Annotated in this window: 18 protein-coding genes; 13 read left to right on the top strand and 5 right to left on the bottom strand. The window is 66.4% G+C overall.

The features are described from left to right. Positions 1 to 774, top strand: coding sequence for a glycosyltransferase family A protein (locus tag H9639_RS09660; RefSeq protein WP_191807885.1), 774 nt, complete (start codon positions 1 to 3; stop codon positions 772 to 774). On the opposite strand, the gene idi is transcribed toward H9639_RS09660, so the two are convergent. After that, positions 722 to 1,252 carry an isopentenyl-diphosphate Delta-isomerase gene (idi, locus tag H9639_RS09655; protein ID WP_191807884.1) on the bottom strand — a complete coding sequence of 177 codons (531 nt, stop codon included), beginning with the start codon at positions 1,250 to 1,252 and terminating at the stop codon, positions 722 to 724. The genes H9639_RS09660 and idi overlap by 53 nt on opposite strands. A 35-nt stretch (positions 1,253 to 1,287) precedes the next feature. Here idi and H9639_RS09650 point away from each other — a divergent pair, with 35 nt between their 5' ends. From H9639_RS09650 to H9639_RS09630, 6 genes are read left to right on the top strand one after another with little or no spacing between them, the layout of a single operon-like run. Continuing rightward, positions 1,288 to 2,355: a polyprenyl synthetase family protein gene (locus H9639_RS09650; protein ID WP_191807883.1), complete on the top strand. Its 1,068-nt coding sequence runs from the start codon at positions 1,288 to 1,290 to the stop codon at positions 2,353 to 2,355. Positions 2,356 to 2,357: 2 nt separating this feature from the next. Continuing rightward, on the top strand, positions 2,358 to 3,275 hold the full coding sequence (locus H9639_RS16845; RefSeq protein WP_225219449.1) for a phytoene/squalene synthase family protein: 918 nt from the start codon (positions 2,358 to 2,360) through the stop codon (positions 3,273 to 3,275). Then, complete coding sequence (gene crtI, locus H9639_RS16840) at positions 3,272 to 4,939, top strand: phytoene desaturase family protein (RefSeq protein ID WP_225219448.1); 1,668 nt, start codon at positions 3,272 to 3,274, stop codon at positions 4,937 to 4,939. Before H9639_RS16845 ends, crtI begins: the two co-directional genes overlap by 4 nt. Beyond that, positions 4,939 to 5,319 (top strand): lycopene cyclase domain-containing protein, encoded by a 381-nt coding sequence (locus H9639_RS09640; protein WP_191807882.1) that lies wholly within the window; start codon positions 4,939 to 4,941, stop codon positions 5,317 to 5,319. Before crtI ends, H9639_RS09640 begins: the two co-directional genes overlap by 1 nt. Continuing rightward, positions 5,316 to 5,651: a lycopene cyclase domain-containing protein gene (locus H9639_RS09635; protein WP_191807881.1), complete on the top strand. Its 336-nt coding sequence runs from the start codon at positions 5,316 to 5,318 to the stop codon at positions 5,649 to 5,651. Before H9639_RS09640 ends, H9639_RS09635 begins: the two co-directional genes overlap by 4 nt. Then, positions 5,648 to 6,538, top strand: coding sequence for a prenyltransferase (locus H9639_RS09630; protein ID WP_191807880.1), 891 nt, complete (start codon positions 5,648 to 5,650; stop codon positions 6,536 to 6,538). The genes H9639_RS09635 and H9639_RS09630 overlap by 4 nt, the downstream gene beginning before the upstream one ends. 59 nt (positions 6,539 to 6,597) lie before the next feature. Here the strand turns inward: H9639_RS09630 and H9639_RS09625 are convergent, their stop codons facing one another. Both H9639_RS09625 and H9639_RS09620 read right to left on the bottom strand, forming a co-directional pair. Continuing rightward, the gene (locus tag H9639_RS09625; RefSeq protein WP_191747360.1) at positions 6,598 to 8,088 is read right to left on the bottom strand and encodes a catalase; all 1,491 of its coding nucleotides are present in this window, start codon (positions 8,086 to 8,088) and stop codon (positions 6,598 to 6,600) included. A 41-nt stretch (positions 8,089 to 8,129) separates the two neighbouring features. Beyond that, complete coding sequence (locus H9639_RS09620) at positions 8,130 to 8,603, bottom strand: Fur family transcriptional regulator (protein ID WP_191807879.1); 474 nt, start codon at positions 8,601 to 8,603, stop codon at positions 8,130 to 8,132. A 110-nt stretch (positions 8,604 to 8,713) separates the two neighbouring features. On the opposite strand from H9639_RS09620, the gene H9639_RS09615 reads away from it, so the two are divergent. Both H9639_RS09615 and H9639_RS09610 read left to right on the top strand, forming a co-directional pair. Then, positions 8,714 to 9,484 carry an alpha/beta fold hydrolase gene (locus H9639_RS09615; protein ID WP_191807878.1) on the top strand — a complete coding sequence of 257 codons (771 nt, stop codon included), beginning with the start codon at positions 8,714 to 8,716 and terminating at the stop codon, positions 9,482 to 9,484. Beyond that, a complete protein-coding gene (locus H9639_RS09610) occupies positions 9,481 to 10,212 on the top strand; it encodes an esterase/lipase family protein (protein WP_225219447.1) in 732 nt (243 codons plus the stop codon). Before H9639_RS09615 ends, H9639_RS09610 begins: the two co-directional genes overlap by 4 nt. Before the next feature lie 62 nt (positions 10,213 to 10,274). Here H9639_RS09610 and H9639_RS09605 read toward each other — a convergent pair whose 3' ends face one another. Continuing rightward, positions 10,275 to 11,018 (bottom strand): MBL fold metallo-hydrolase, encoded by a 744-nt coding sequence (locus tag H9639_RS09605; protein ID WP_191807877.1) that lies wholly within the window; start codon positions 11,016 to 11,018, stop codon positions 10,275 to 10,277. A gap of 118 nt (positions 11,019 to 11,136) precedes the next feature. Here H9639_RS09605 and H9639_RS09600 point away from each other — a divergent pair, with 118 nt between their 5' ends. From H9639_RS09600 to H9639_RS09585, 4 genes are all read left to right on the top strand, one after another. Beyond that, on the top strand, positions 11,137 to 11,334 hold the full coding sequence (locus tag H9639_RS09600; RefSeq protein ID WP_225219446.1) for a hypothetical protein: 198 nt from the start codon (positions 11,137 to 11,139) through the stop codon (positions 11,332 to 11,334). An 81-nt stretch (positions 11,335 to 11,415) separates the two neighbouring features. After that, positions 11,416 to 12,684 carry an MFS transporter gene (locus H9639_RS09595; protein WP_191807876.1) on the top strand — a complete coding sequence of 423 codons (1,269 nt, stop codon included), beginning with the start codon at positions 11,416 to 11,418 and terminating at the stop codon, positions 12,682 to 12,684. A gap of 147 nt (positions 12,685 to 12,831) precedes the next feature. Further along, positions 12,832 to 13,704: a zinc metalloprotease HtpX gene (gene htpX, locus H9639_RS09590; RefSeq protein ID WP_191807875.1), complete on the top strand. Its 873-nt coding sequence runs from the start codon at positions 12,832 to 12,834 to the stop codon at positions 13,702 to 13,704. 54 nt (positions 13,705 to 13,758) lie between these two features. Continuing rightward, a complete protein-coding gene (locus H9639_RS09585) occupies positions 13,759 to 14,442 on the top strand; it encodes a histidine phosphatase family protein (RefSeq protein WP_191807874.1) in 684 nt (227 codons plus the stop codon). Positions 14,443 to 14,553: 111 nt separating this feature from the next. On the opposite strand, the gene H9639_RS09580 is transcribed toward H9639_RS09585, so the two are convergent. Continuing rightward, entirely contained in the window at positions 14,554 to 15,045 is a 492-nt protein-coding gene (locus tag H9639_RS09580; RefSeq protein ID WP_191807873.1) for a YajQ family cyclic di-GMP-binding protein, read from the bottom strand. Positions 15,046 to 15,174 lie beyond the last annotated feature (129 nt).

The raw sequence follows: 15,174 nt of genomic DNA, 5'->3' as shown, positions 1-15,174 counted from the left end.
ATGCCTTCCCCCCTGCTGCCCGGTGTCAGTGTTGTTATCCCCTGCCTCAACGATGCCGGGGCGCTGGAGGCCTGCCTCGCGTCTCTGGCCGTGCAGTCGAAACAGCCGGCAGAAATTGTGGTGGTGGATAACAACAGCACCGACAACAGCGCCGACGTCGCCGCCGGGTACGGCGCGCGCGTCATCCGCGAACTGCGCCCGGGGATCCCGGCAGCCGCGGCAGCGGGCTACGACGCCGCTGCGGCGGAAATTATTGCGCGGTGTGACGCTGACTGCGTCCTTCCTGTCGATTGGGTGGAACGCATCGCCGCGCGGTTCGCGGAGGAGCCGGATCTTGCCGTGCTCAGCGGACCTGGCCGGTTCTACGGATTTCCCCGCGGGGTGGGGCCGGTGGTGACCTGGCTGTACCTGGGGTCTTACTATCAGGCGATGCGCCTGGCCCTGGCCCACCGCCCGCTCTTCGGCTCGAACCTGGCCATCCGGACTGCCGTGTGGAAATCCGTCCGCGCCGCTGTCCACACCCAGGACGCCGAACAGCACGACGACGTCTGCCTCAGCGCCCATGTGGGCCTGGACTACCGGTGCGGCTGGGAGCGGTCCCTGGTGGTGGGTATGGCTCCGCGCGCGGTGCTCGGCGGGGCGAATCTGCGCCGCCGGTTCCGCCGGGCGTTCCACACCCTGGCCGTGCACTGGCGCCAGGAGGCACCGTGGGGGCGCTGGGTCAGGCGCTTTCGGGGTACAGCAGCGGAAGCTGCAGCACCAGCCAGGGACTGAACGCCCACGGTGTCAGGCGCACCGACTGCACCAGCTCAGCCGGATCCGTCCAGGTCCAGTCCATGACTTCATCCGCTGCCGGCACCGGGTCTTTCTCGGCCACCGCGGTGAACACGGGACAGATCTCGTTTTCGACAATGCCGGAGGCGTCCACCGCGCGGTAGCGGAAATCCGGCAGAGCGACGGCGATGTCCCGCAGCTCCAGGCCCAGCTCGCGGTCAGCGCGGCGCACCACTGCGTCCTGGTTGGTTTCGCCCGGACCCGGGTGGCCGCAGAAGGAATTGGTCCAGACTCCGGGCCAGGTCAGTTTTCCCAGGGCCCGGCGCGTCACGAGAATGCGGCCGTCCGGCGAATAGACGTGCGTGGAGAAGGCCAGGTGGAGCGGAGTATCCGTTGTATGCACCGAATATTTGTCTGCGGTACCTACCCTTTGGCCCTCGTTATCGACGAGAATGACCTCTTCCCGGCGTTGCGGCATTTCTTCCCCTAACGATCAGAGTGTTTACTTTATGCATGGATACAGAACACTTGCTTGACGAGATAACTGCGCATCAGCAGGTCGAACGTGTCCTGGATGGGTACTTTGCCGCGGCCAAGGAACGCGCGGAGCGTATCAGTCCCAGCTACCTTAGCCTTTGGGAAGCGCTCGAAAAATCCACAGCGGGCGGCAAACGCCTGCGTCCCCGGATTGTCATGACGGCCTACACGCATCTCGGGGGACGGGACATAGCTGCTGCTGCCCGGGTTGGTGCAGCCTTCGAACTGCTTCACACCGCGCTGATCGTTCATGACGACGTGATCGATCTCGACTTTGTCCGCCGCGGGCAGGACAACGTTCCCGGAGTGTACCGCCGGCGGGCCGAGGCCTCGGGCGAAGCACCCGAGACGGCCCGGCACCGGGGACTGTCCGTGGGAATCATCGCCGGCGACTTGGCCCTCAGCGGTGCCTTCCGCATGCTGGACTCCGTCACCACTGATCCCTTTACCCGGGACACCCTGGCGGGCATCCTGGACGACGCGGTCTTTGCCTCAGCGGCGGGTGAACTGATCGACGTCGATTTCTCCTTTGAACCCGGCGCTCCGCCAGTCGGCGACATTCTGGACATGGAACGGCTGAAAACCGCCGTGTACTCCTTCGAAGCTCCGCTGCGGGCCGGTGCAGTGCTGGCCGGAGCCGGCCCCGAAGCCGTCGCCGCCCTGGGCCGGTTCGGCAGGGATACCGGAATTGCATACCAGGTGGTGGATGATCTGCTCGGCGTCTTCGGCAACGAAAGCGCCACCGGGAAGTCCAGCATGGGGGACCTGCGGGAAGGCAAACGGACCGTGCTGATCGCCTATGCCGCCCAGTCTCCGTTCTGGGCCGAGCTGTCCGGGATTATCGGGCGTCCGGACATGGACACGGCCGACGCCGACCGGGCGCGGAAAATCCTCGTGGACTGCGGGGCGAGGGACTACGCCCAGAACCTGGCGGCCGACTACGCTGCCAGCGCCCGCAGCCACCTTGACTGTGCGGAGCTGCCGGCCGGGCTCGCCGCGATGCTGGACGCCGTCGTCTCCTCCTCCGTGAACCGGGGGCGGTGAGCATGGCGCAGGAAACCGGGCTGCGCCTGTACAACCGGGCGGCGGCAGAAACCGCTGCCGTGATGATCAAGGCCTATTCGACGTCGTTCGGGCTGGCGTCGCGGCTCCTGGCGCCACAGACCCGGCGGCAGATCGAAACGATCTATGCGCTGGTCCGGCTGGCCGATGAGATTGTTGACGGTGTTGCCTCCGCTGCTGAGATTCCCGCGGACCAGATCCGGCGCCTGCTTGACGGCCTGGAAACGGAGACCGCTGCGGCTCTGCGCACGGGGTACAGCGTCAACCTGGTGGTCCATGCCTTCGCGCTGACCGCCCGCCGGACCGGCATCGGCACGGATCTGACTGCCCCATTCTTCGCTTCGATGCGTGCGGACCTGGACCGGGCCGAGCACACACAGGCGACCTTCGACGAGTACGTCTACGGGTCCGCCGAAGTCGTGGGGCTGATGTGCCTGCAGTGCTTTTTGGATGGCCGGGAGGTGCCGGCAGACCAGGAGAAGCGCCTTCGCGAAGGTGCACGGCGGCTGGGAGCGGCGTTCCAGAAGGTGAATTTCCTGCGTGACCTGGCAGAGGACTTCGAATCCCTGGGCCGCAGCTATTTCCCGGGGATCACCGTGGACGCGTTTACTGAAGCTGACAAGCACCGGCTCCTGGATGACATTGAAGCGGATCTTTTGGTCTCCGGGGCGGCCATTGCCGAGCTGCCTCGGGACTGCCGCGCCGCCGTCGCCCTGGCACAGGAGCTCTTCGCGGAACTGGCCCGCCGGCTGCGCCGCACCCCGGCTGCGCAGCTGCGCACCACCAGAATCCGGGTGCCCAATGCCATCAAGCTCCGGCTGGCCGCCGAAACTGTCTTCGCCCATGGTCTGCGCCGCACTGCGCCGGGCCTGTCCGCACCCGACGCCGAGAGGGCGCCATGATCCGCACCATCACCTCCCGCTGGAAGACTGAAAACCAGGGGACAAAACACAGCAGCGAACCCCAGCCCCGCACCGCCGTCGTGATCGGGGCCGGCATTACCGGCATCGCCACCGCGGCCCTGCTGGCCCGCGAAGGCCTGGAGGTGACAGTCCTGGAGAAGAACGGCAGCATCGGCGGGCGGACGGGCAGCTGGGAGAAGGACGGATTCCGGTTCGACACCGGCCCGTCCTGGTATCTGATGCCCGAAGTCTTCGACCACTTTTTCCGCCTTCTGGGCACCACTGCGGCAGAGCAGCTGGATCTGGTGCAGCTGGACCCCGGCTACCGGGTGTACTTCGAGGGGGACCGGAACCCGGTGGATATCCAGGCCACGCGGGAAAAGAACCTTGCGTTGTTTGACTCGCTGGAGCCGGGCGCCGGGGCTCGGCTGGCAGCCTATCTGGATTCAGCGGCCGAGGTTTACGGACTGGCCAAAAAGCGTTTCCTCTACAGCACCTTCGCGTCCTTCACCCCCTTGCTCCGCCGCGACGTGCTGACCCGTGGACCCCGGCTGGCGCGGCTGCTGCTGCAGCCGCTGAGCTCCTTCGTGGCCAAACGCTTCACGGACCCGCACCTGCGGCAGATCCTGGGCTACCCGGCGGTGTTCCTGGGTTCCTCGCCGTTCATCACGCCGAGCATGTACCACCTAATGAGCCACCTGGATCTCGCCGACGGAGTGCTGTACCCGCAGGGCGGTTTCTCCCGGATCATCACCGCGATGGCCGGCCTGGCCGAAGCCGAAGGCGTGAAGGTCCTGCTGAACGCCAACGCCACCTCGATCCGCACCACCCCGGGACCGGGAAAACCCCGGGCCACCGGGGTTCACTACACTGACGCCTCCGGGGCCAGCGTGCTGCTGGAAGCAGACCTGGTTGTTTCCGCCGCCGACCTGCACCACACCGAGACGGCGATGCTGCCGGCGGAACTGCAGACCTATCCGGAAAAGTACTGGAAGCGCCGGGTGCCGGGGCCCGGAGGCATCCTGCTGCATCTGGGGGTCAAGGGTGAACTGCCGCAGCTGCTGCACCACACGCTGCTGTTCACCCGGGACTGGGAAGCGAACTTTGAGAAGATTTTTGGGCCGGACACCCAGGTGCCGGAGCCGGCATCGCTCTATGTCTGCAAACCCAGCGCCACCGACGAGGGGGCGGCGCCCGCCGGACACGAGAACCTCTTTGTCCTGGTGCCCGTGCCCTCCGACCCCGCCCTGGGGAGCGGCGGAATCGACGGTGCCGGGGACCCGGGACTGGAAGCGCTGGCCGACGCCGTTATTGCACAGATCGCCGCCTGGGCGGATATTCCCGACCTCGCCGAGCGCATCACCGTGCGGCGCACCGTTGGGCCGGGCGATTTCACCGCCGACTTCAACTCCTGGCGGGGGACCCTCCTGGGCCCCGCGCACGTGCTCAAGCAGAGCGCCTTCTTCCGCGGAACCAACGCCAGCCGGAAGGTGGACGGACTCCTGTACGCCGGAGGGTCCACCCTGCCCGGCATCGGTCTGCCGATGTGCCTGATCAGCGCCGAACTGGTGCTGAAGCGGCTGCGCGGTGAGACGGGCACGGAAGCGCTTCCCGAACCGGCAGCAGCAGCCCGCACCGCCCACCCGGCTGACGGTGCGGCCTAGTGGGCGCGCTGTACCTGCTGTGCCTGCTGGCCTCGATTGGCTGCATGGTGCTGCTGGATCACCGGTTCCGGCTGTTCTTTTTCGCCGCCCCCTGGCGGGCTGCCGCGGTGCTTGGTGCCGGCCTGGCGTTTTTCCTGGTGTGGGACCTGTTCGGGATCGGCCTGGATATCTTCTACCGGGGCGAAACCCGGTTCATGCTTGGCGTGGAACTGGCGCCGCACCTGCCTGTCGAGGAAGCCTTCTTCCTGGCCTTCCTCTGCTACCTGACCATGGTGCTGTATGGCCTTCTGCGGGTCCTGCCCGGACAGCTGGCCGGCCGTTCCCGCAGCAGCAGGCGCCGCGGCAGCAGGCTGCGCAGCTCCAGTGAGGTGCAGCGATGACGTACTGGCTTTTGAACCTGTGCTTCCTGGTCCCGGCCGCGCTGGTGCTGACCGCTGCCCTGATCCGCCGGCGCAGGAGGAACCGCAGCAACCGGGCTTTCCTCGCCGCGGTGGCCGGAAGTGCCGGCATCCTGCTGCTGCTGACGGCCGTCTTTGACAACCTGATGATCGCCGCCGGACTCTTTGGCTACAACCCGGACCGGATCTCCGGAGCCTTCCTGGGGCTCGCTCCGCTGGAGGACTTCGCTTATCCGCTGGCCGCGGTGCTGCTGCTGCCGGCCCTGTGGGAACTGCTGGGGTCCCGTAAACCCCTTCGGGAGGAAAAATCATGAGTGCACCAGCCACCAGGGCGCCCGGATCCACGCTGCGGATGCTGCTGCTTTCCTCCCGGCCGCTGTCCTGGGTCAACACGGCCTATCCGTTTGCTGCCGCGTACCTGCTGACGGCCGGACAGATCGATCTGGCGTGGATCATCGGGACCCTGTATTTCCTGATTCCCTACAACCTGGCGATGTACGGCATCAACGATGTGTTCGACTACGAATCGGACCTGCGCAATCCCCGCAAGGGCGGGGTTGAGGGAGCGCTGCTTGACCGGCGCTTCCACCGGATCACGCTGCTGGCCGCAGTTGTGTCCAATGTGCCGTTCCTCGCGGCGCTGGTCCTGCTGGGCTCCCCGCTGTCCTGGCTGGTTCTGGCGGTGAGCGTGTTCGCCGTCGTCGCCTACAGCGCGCCCGGGCTGCGGTTCAAGGAACGGCCGTTCCTGGATTCGATGACCTCCAGTACGCACTTCGTCTCCCCGGCGCTTTACGCGCTGGTGCTTGCGGGAGCGGAGTTCACCCCCGGGCTGTGGGCGGTTTTGGGTGCCTTCTTCCTGTGGGGGATGGCCAGCCAGGCCTTCGGGGCCGTGCAGGATGTGCTGCCGGACCGGGAGGGCGGGATCTCATCGATCGCGACCGTCCTGGGGGCGAGGACCGTCGTCTGGTTCGCTGCTGCGGCCTATTTGGCTGCCGGGCTGCTGATGCTCCTGGCACCGTGGCCGGCATTGCTGGGTTCACTGCTGGCGGTGCCGTATCTGCTGAACCTGCTGCCGTTCCTCTCCATCACCGATGAACGGTCGGAAGAAGCCAATGCCGGCTGGCGGCGCTTCCTGAAGCTGAATTTCCTCACCGGGTTCCTCGTGACCATGCTGCTGATCTGGTACTGGCCCTCCCGGTAAACAACGACAAAGCGGCCGGCCCCCGAAGGAACCGGCCGCTTCCGCGTCAGGCGCGCAGATTACTCCGCGACGCCTACGTACTCGGCCTGCTCGTTGGCCGTCGTCTCGCCGGCTGCGAGGCTGGCACGCAGCTTCGCACCGAGATCGGCGTCCACGTTGGTCCAGTACTGGATGGCAGCTTCGCGGATATGCGGGCGCTGCACACCGGAGACGGCACCGGTGATGGTCTCCAGGAAACGCTCCTTGGCGGCGTCGTCGTAGACCTCGCGGTACAGCGTTCCGGCCTGACCGAAGTCGCTGTCCTCGGGGTGCAGGGTAGCGGCGGAACGCACCAGCGCGCCGTCGCTTTCCCAGCCGCCCTCACCGGCAAGAGCCGGATCAGCCACGGGGCCGCCCAGGGTGTTGGGTGCGTAAACCGGAGTCTCGGGGGAGTTGAAGAAGTGGCGCTGGGCGCCGTCCTGAGAGTAGTTGTGCACCGGAGCCTTGGGTGCGTTCACCGGCAGCTGGTTGTAGTTGGCACCCATGCGGTAACGCTGGGCATCCGGGTAGGAGAAGATGCGGGCCATCAGCATCTTGTCCGGGCTGGCGTCGATGCCGGGGACCAGGTTCGCGGGAGACAGGGCAACCTGCTCGATCTGCGCGAAGAAGTTCTCCGGGTTGCGGTTCAGCGTGTGGGTGCCCACCTTGATCAGCGGGTAGTCCGCGTGCGGCCAGACCTTGGTCAGGTCGAACGGGTTAAACCGGTAGGTCTTCGCGTCTTCGTACGGCATAACCTGGACGTGCAGGTCCCAGGACGGGAAGTTGCCGTTGGCAATGTTCTCGTACAGGTCGCGGCGGTAGTAATCAGCGTCCGCGCCGGCGATCTTCTCAGCCTCGGCACCCGTGATTTCGTGGTTGCCCTGGTTGGAGACGAAGTGGTACTTCACCCAGAAGCGCTCACCGGCGGCGTTGATCCACTGGTAGGTGTGCGAACCGAAGCCGGGCATTTCACGCCAGGAGCGCGGGATGCCGCGGTCGCCCATCAGGTAGGTCACCTGGTGTGCGGACTCGGGGGAGTTGGTCCAGAAATCCCACTGCATGTCGGCGTCACGCAGGCCGGAACCCGGGAGGCGCTTCTGCGAGTGGATGAAGTCGGGGAACTTGATGCCGTCGCGGATGAAGAACACCGGGGTGTTGTTTCCGACGATGTCGTAGTTGCCCTCGGAGGTGTAGAAACGCAGAGCGAAGCCGCGCACGTCGCGCCAGGTGTCCGGGGAGCCCATCTCGCCGGCAACCGAGGAGAACCGCTGCACGGTCTCGGTGGTGGTGCCGGGCTGGAAGACAGCCGCACGGGTGTACTTGGAAACGTCTTCGGTGACGGTGAATTCGCCGAACGCGCCGCCGCCCTTGGCGTGCACGATGCGCTCCGGGATGCGCTCCCGGTTGAACTGGGCCAGCTTCTCGACCAGGTAGCGGTCGTGGAGTGCGATCGCGCCGTCGGCACCATTGCTCAGCGAGTGTGCGTCACTGGCAACCGGAGTGCCGGTCTGGGTAGTGGTGAAGTTCGACATTCTCTCTCTTTCTTGTGGATGAACTGGTAAGTAGATGTGGGTCAGGACGTTTTTGCTGCGTTCTCCGCGCCGGCGTTGGCTGCGCAGTCCGCGCAGAGGCCCTGGTACAGGACGTCGGCAATTTGGATGGTCATGCCGTGGGTGTCGCTGGGGGTCAGGCACGGTGCGTGCCCGACAGCGCAGTCCACGTCCTCGATCCGCCCGCAGCCGGTGCAGATCGCGTGATGGTGGTTGTCATCCACTCGGGTTTCGTAGCGCGCCGGGGAATGCGGCGGCTCGATCCTGCGGAGGAGTCCGGTGTCGGTCAGGTCGGCCAGCACTACGTAAACGGACTGCAGGCTGATGTCCGGAAGGGTGGCCCGGACCGCGGCCGCGACGTCGTCCGCTCCGGCGTGCGGAGCGGAGTCGACGGCCTCCAACACTGCCAGGCGCTGCTTGGTGACCCGGCGTCCGTGTGCACGCAACTCGGCCGACCACTTGTCAGTGGCCGCCGCTGAGGCTGCTGTGGAAGTCATGACTCGAGCATACGCTCTTATTCTGACTAATTCATAATAAGGTCAGCCTAAGCTGGCGTTAGGGTGGTGGGGACGGCAGTGTCGGCAGACGCGTAAAGGAGACAGTCAGGATGCCCGGAACGGGGTCAGACACGCGGGGCCAGACGCGGGTGCAGCACCTGCGGGTGGTGGAGTACGGCGTCGGCCTGCGCACCTCAGGGGCCAGCGGCCCGGACATTGTCCTGATCCACGGGATCGGCGCGTCGGCCCGGTATTTCGAGCGGCTGGCCCACACGTTGTCCACGGACCACCGGGTGCACTGCGTAGAGCTGCCCGGGCATGGCGGGCTGCCGCGCCCGCCGGAGGCGCTGACCATGGCGGGCTACGCCGACGTCGTGATCCAGGCCCTGCGGAGGGCAGGGATTGCCCGGGCCCAGCTGGTGGGGCACTCCATGGGCTGCCAGGTCACAGTGGAGGCTGCCCTCCTGGCGCCGGACCTGGTGTCGTCAGTGCTGCTCCTGGCACCCACGGTCAACCGGGCCCAGCGCAATGCTGCGCTCCAGGCCCTTCGGCTGGCGCAGGACACGCTGCATGAAACCCTGGACGTCAACCGGATTGTCTTCACTGACTATCTCCGCGCCGGGCCGCGCTGGTACCTGGCCACGCTGCGCCGGATGATGGAGCACCGGCTGGAGGAACGCCTTGCCATGGTGCAGGCTCCCGTTGGTGTGGTGCGCGGGGCGAAAGATCCCATCGTTCCGCCATCCTGGCTGGCCCGGCTGGAAAAGGCCCGCCCCGGAACACTGCTGGGCGAAATTCCGGACTCCCCGCACGTGCTGATGTGGAACCGTCCGGCGGATGCCGCCGCGTGGGTGCGCAGGATGGGAGAGGCGGAGGATTGAGTCCGCAGGCTGAGGAGGCGCGCCTGGGTGCGGGGGTCCGCCGCCGGCTGCTGCTGGCGGCGGCCTGGGCCGCTGACTACGCGTACGTGGTCCGCTGGCAGATCCAGGGCTTCATCTTCCAGTCGGATCCAGCCGTCTTCCTGCAGCCCGCTGCCGGGGTGGATCCGCGGGAACCGGTTCTGCTGATCCCCGGGGTCTATGAGAACTGGCAGTTCCTGCGCCCGCTGGCACAGTATCTGGCCGGCCGCGGGCATCCCGTGCACGCGGTCCGGTCCCTGGGCTACAACCGGGGGACTGTGGAGGAGATGGCCCGGCGGGTAGAGGCGTATCTGCGGCACCAGGGTATCGAACGCGCTGCCATCGCGGCGCACAGCAAGGGCGGGCTCATCGGAAAGAAGCTGCTGCTGGGACCCGAGGGGCACCGGATCAGCCACCTGGTGGCCATCAACACCCCCTTTGCCGGTTCGCCGTATGCCCGGCTCTTTCCGCTCCGCTCCATCCGGGCCTTCTCTCCGCGGGACTTTCATCTGCGAAGGCTGCAGGCGAACCTTGAGACCAACTCACGCATCACCTCGGTCTATGCGTCCTTTGATCCGCACATACCGGGCGGCAGTCAGCTGGAGGGGGCGCGGAACATCGTCCTGGAGGCCATGGGCCATTTCCGTCCGGTGGGGGATCCTGTGCTGCACCGGATTGTCGCCGAGGAGCTGGAGCGGGGAACCGCTTAGGGCTGCGGGACCGAATCGGCTTCGGGCTGCTGCGGGCCTGGATTGCTGCGGACGCCGGGCCGCTACGACGCCCCGCGGGCCAGTGCCTGCTCGACGGCGGCCTCGGCTCCCCCGGTCCACGGGTCGCCGTGGCCGGTCAGGAGGGTCTTGGCGCCGGCATCTGCGAGGGCCTGCAGTGACGCAAGCGCGACGCCGCTGTCCGCCGTCGCAGCACCGGAAACAATCTGCGGTCCGCGGTGCCCGGTGTACGGGTTGAAGGTCACGATGGAATCACCGCAGATCAAGGCATCGCGCTCGGGGAAGTGCAGGGCGATGTGCCCGGCAGTATGCCCCGGAGTGTGCAGGAGGTTCGGGGTGCCGGGGAGAGCGGTTCCGCTTTCCGGACCAAGATCCTGAACATCGGCAACACCCCGGACCAGCAGGGCTCCTGCCAGCGTCATGGCTCCAAGTGAGCGCAGCGAGGCAGGGAAGCGCAGCGGGTACGTCCAGCGGCTGCGCTCGTGGGCGTACCGATAGGGGTGGGCGGCAATGTAGTGGTCCGCGGGATGGGCCAGGATCGGGGCCCGGAATTCGGCACGCAGCTTCGCGGCGGTGCCGGTGTGGTCAAAATGTCCGTGGGTGAGCACAATGGCGCTGACTGATCCCGGCCCGTAGCCCAGCGACCGCACAGCACTGGAAATGTCGTGCTGGGCGGCGGGCAGGCCGCTGTCCACGATCATGAGGCTGCGCTCATCTTCAACCAGATAAACATTCGTGAAGGCGTGCTCAATCAGGTGGATGCCATCGGCGACATTGCGGGTCAGCATAAAGTGCCTCCTTCGGTAATCGATCAGACCCCAAGGCTACCGTAAGCATGCTTGGTATTTCGTCCGGGCGGTCCGGGATAGCATCGGGAAACGAATTCACGTCAACCGGGGGACACACATGATGGCAATGCAGGGAATCGGCGCTTTTTTCTTTCTTCTCTACATCTTGGGAATTGTGGCCCTGTTCGTTCTGCTGGTGTGGGCGCTGGTGCTGTCGATTATCTTCCTGCGGTTGCGTATCGCGGAGCTGCGGCGCCTGCGGCCAGCCATGGCGAAGGAGAGCAGCGGCACCGCCGGGGACGGCTCCGGGCTCTAAAGACGCGCCGCGCCGGATACCGGTGACTCCACCGGACGTAACCCGGCGGGGATGAGGCTTCAGCTCACCTAGACTGCTCTGGTGCCAAGACTGCTTGCTGACCTGACTCCACTGCGTGAGAGCCCCGAATTCCGCCGGCTCTGGACCGGGACAGCCCTCTCAGCGGTGGGTACGCAGCTGACCCTGGTGGCCGTGAGCCTGGAAGTTTATGACCTGACCCAGTCCAGTCTCTATGTGGGGATGCTCGGTGTGGTGGGGCTGCTGCCGCTGGTTCTGGCCGGCCTGTATGGCGGGTCAGTCGTGGATGCCTACGACAGGCGCAAGGTTGCGCTTTTTTCCGCGGTAATCCTGTGGGCCACCACCATCGGGATTGCTGCGCAGGCCTGGCTGGGTGTGGGTAACGTCTGGCTGCTGTTCGCGCTGATCGCGGTCAACTCCGGTGCCGCCGGCCTGAACCATCCCGCCCGCAGCGCCATTATTCCGCGCCTGGTCCGCCCGGAACTGCTGCCGGCAGCCAACGCGCTGAACATGATCACGTTTGGGTTGGCGATGGCCGCCGGCCCGCTCCTTGCCGGTGTGCTGGTGGGGCAGGTGGGCTACGGCTGGACCTACACGATCGACGTCGTGACCTTCACCGCTGCCATGTGGGCGCTCTACCGGCTCGACCCGATGCCCCCGGAGGGCCAGGTGCAGAAGGCCGGCCTGAAATCGGTCCTGGAGGGGTTCGCGTTTCTGGGCACCCGGCCCAACATCCGCATGACGTTCATCGTGGACCTGGCGGCGATGGTGCTGGCCCAGCCGCGGGCGCTGCTGCCGGCCATTGGGGCGCTGATGCTCGGCGGCGGAGCGGAAACCGTCGGGATTCTCCTCGCGTCCGTAGCTGCCGGGTCTTTCCTTGCCGGCCTCTTCTCCGGGCCGCTGGGGCTGGTCCGCCGGCAGGGACTGGCGGTGATGTGGTCGGTGGTTGCCTGGGGCCTCTCCGTGGCGGCGTTCGGTGCCGTGGTGGTGCTGGCCGGGGAGAACGACGGCGGCGTCTCGCCCTGGCTGCTCCCGGCAGCGCTCGCCATGGGGGCGGCCGGAGTCGCCGACTCCATCAGCGGAGTTTTCCGCTCCACCATCCTGCAGTCCGCAACGCCTGACGCCATGCGCGGGCGGCTGCAAGGTGTCTTCGTGGTGGTCGTCGCCGGCGGCCCGCGGCTGGGCGACCTGGTGTCCGGCCTGGATGCTTCCTTCCTGGGTGAGGGCTGGGCAGCGATTGCCGGGGGACTGGCCTGCGTCGCCGCCGTCGCTGTCCTGGCCAGAGTGCAGCCGGGGTTCGCCCGGTACGATGCCCGGCACCCGGCCCCCTAGGCACGGAATCCGCGCAGTGACGCGGAACAGTGTGGGACGCTTGAGCGTTAAAGCCGTACAGAAACGACTGAAACGTAACGCGGAAGGTTTTGGACCGGCTGGCCTGTGGGGCAGCCGGGCCTTCCGTTCAGGAAGGATCGGATAAACGTGCACCAACATTTCAACGGTTTGAAGACCGCGGCCCTCTTTGGGGTGCTCTTCGCCGTGCTGCTGATTATCGGCGGCCTGCTCTCCAGCGGTACGGGCAACTCATCGTTCATCTGGATTTTTCTCGCGATCGGCCTCGCCACCACTGCCTACAGCTACTGGAACAGCGACAAACTGGCCATCCGCGCGATGCACGCCGTTCCCGTGACCGAAGCCCAGGCGCCGGAAATGTACCGGATTGTCCGGGAGCTTTCCGCGAAGGCCAACCAGCCCATGCCGCGGCTCTATATTTCGCCCACGATGGCACCCAACGCCTTCGCCACCGGCCGGAATCCGAAGAACGCGGCGGTCTGCTGCACCCAGGGCATCCTTCAGCTGCTCAACGAGCGGGAACTGCGCGGCGTGCTGGGCCACGAGCTGATGCATGTTTACAACCGGGACATCCTGACCTCCTCGGTTGCCGCTGCCATTGCCGGCGTCATCACCTCCCTGGGCCAGTTCCTGCTCTTCTTCGGCGGCGGTGACCGCCGCAACGCGAACCCGCTGGCCATGATCGCCATGGCGATCCTCGCGCCCCTGGCTGCCAGCCTGGTCCAGATGGCCATCGGCCGGACGCGGGAGTACGATGCCGACGAAGACGGCGCCAAGCTCACCGACGATCCGCTGGCGCTCGCCTCCGCGCTGCGCAAGCTGGAATCCGGAACACAGCAGGCACCGCTGCCCAACAGCGACCAAAAGCTGGTGAACGCCTCCCACCTGATGATCGCCAACCCGTTCCGCAACGGCGTCAAGGGCCTGCTGGCCACCCACCCGCCAATGGCGGACCGGATCCGCCGGCTCGAGAACATGGCTGGCCGGCCGCTCGGCTCCTAACCGGCAGTATCCAGCGCTAAACAAGCATCCAACTGCAAACCAGGGAGGTAACCGGTGCGCTTGATCCTCGTGCGGCACGGCCAGACGCCGTCGAACATTGAACGGCTCCTGGACACGGCCGCGCCGGGTCCCGGCCTCACCGAACTTGGATTCGCCCAGGCGGCGGCGCTGCCGCAGGCGCTGGGACACGAGCAGGTGAGCGCGGTTTTTGCCTCCAACCTCATCCGCACCCAGCTCACCGCCGAGCCGCTCGCGGACGCACTCGCCCAGCCGGTCGAAGTGCGGGACGGGCTGCGGGAAATATCCGCCGGTGACCTGGAGATGCGCGGGGACCCCGAATCCATCCGCGCCTATCTGCAGACGGTTTATGCGTGGGTGCACGGGGACCTCTCGGTGTCCATGCCCGGCGGTCCGGACGGTGCGGAAACCCTGGGCCGGTTCGACGAGGTGGTGTCCGAACTGCAGCGCGCCGGCCATCAGGTGCCGGTGGTCTTCAGCCACGGCGCGATCATCCGGGCCTGGGCAACGTCCCGGGCACACAACGTAGCGCCGGACTTCATCATCCATAATGCGCTGAGCAACACGGGCATCGTGGTGCTGGAATCCCGGCCCCGGCCCGAGGCGCACGGGCATTCGTGGGAGCTGCTGACCTGGATGGGACAGGCTGTCGGCGGGCCGGCCCTGGAGGACGCTGGCACTGACGGACCAGCGGCGGACGACGTCGAGCTGGCCCCGTAACCGGCCCGCTCTCGCGGTCCCTTAATCGCGACGGCGGCTCAGACGACGACGGCGGCGCCCCGGTGATTCAAACCATCCGGGGAGCGCCGCCGTCGTAATGCCGGGTGAAACCTAGCGGAAGTTGATGAACTGAAGGTCGACGTCGAGGTCCGCGCCCTTGAGCAGCGCCATGGTGGCCTGCAGGTCGTCGCGGGACTTGGAGCTGACGCGCAGCTCATCGCCCTGGATCTGGGACTTGACGCCCTTGGGGCCTTCATCGCGGATCAGCTTGTTGATCTTCTTCGCCTGGTCCTGGGCGATGCCTTCCTTCATGGTGCCTTCGATCCGGTACTCCTTGCCGGAAGCGAACGGCTCGCCGTCGTCGAAGGACTTCAGCGAAATGCCCCGCTTGACCAGCTTGGACTGGAAGACATCCAGCACCGCCTTAACCCGGTCTTCGGAATTGGCTTTCATCAGGATCTTCTCGCCGCTGAAATCGATCTCCGCGCCGACGCCCTTGAAGTCGTAGCGCTGGGCGATTTCCTTCTGCGCCTGGTTCAGGGCGTTGGCGACTTCCTGCTTGTCGATCTTGCTGACGACGTCGAATGTCGACTCACTGGCCATGGTGGCTCCTTGGTAGTTCGGTTGTTCCTGCTCACCAGCCTAATAGGTGGGCTGCGCCCGCGGGCAGTCCTGCGTTCACAGCGCGCGTCCAGCCGGCATGCACCGCCCTCACATCCGGCCGGGACAGGG

Source organism: Arthrobacter gallicola (assembly GCF_014836775.1).
In the GTDB taxonomy this organism is placed as follows: Bacteria; Actinomycetota; Actinomycetes; order Actinomycetales; family Micrococcaceae; genus Arthrobacter_B; species Arthrobacter_B gallicola.
The sequence above is the reverse complement of the archived record's forward strand: the minus strand, read 5'-3'. Positions and strand labels throughout refer to the sequence as shown.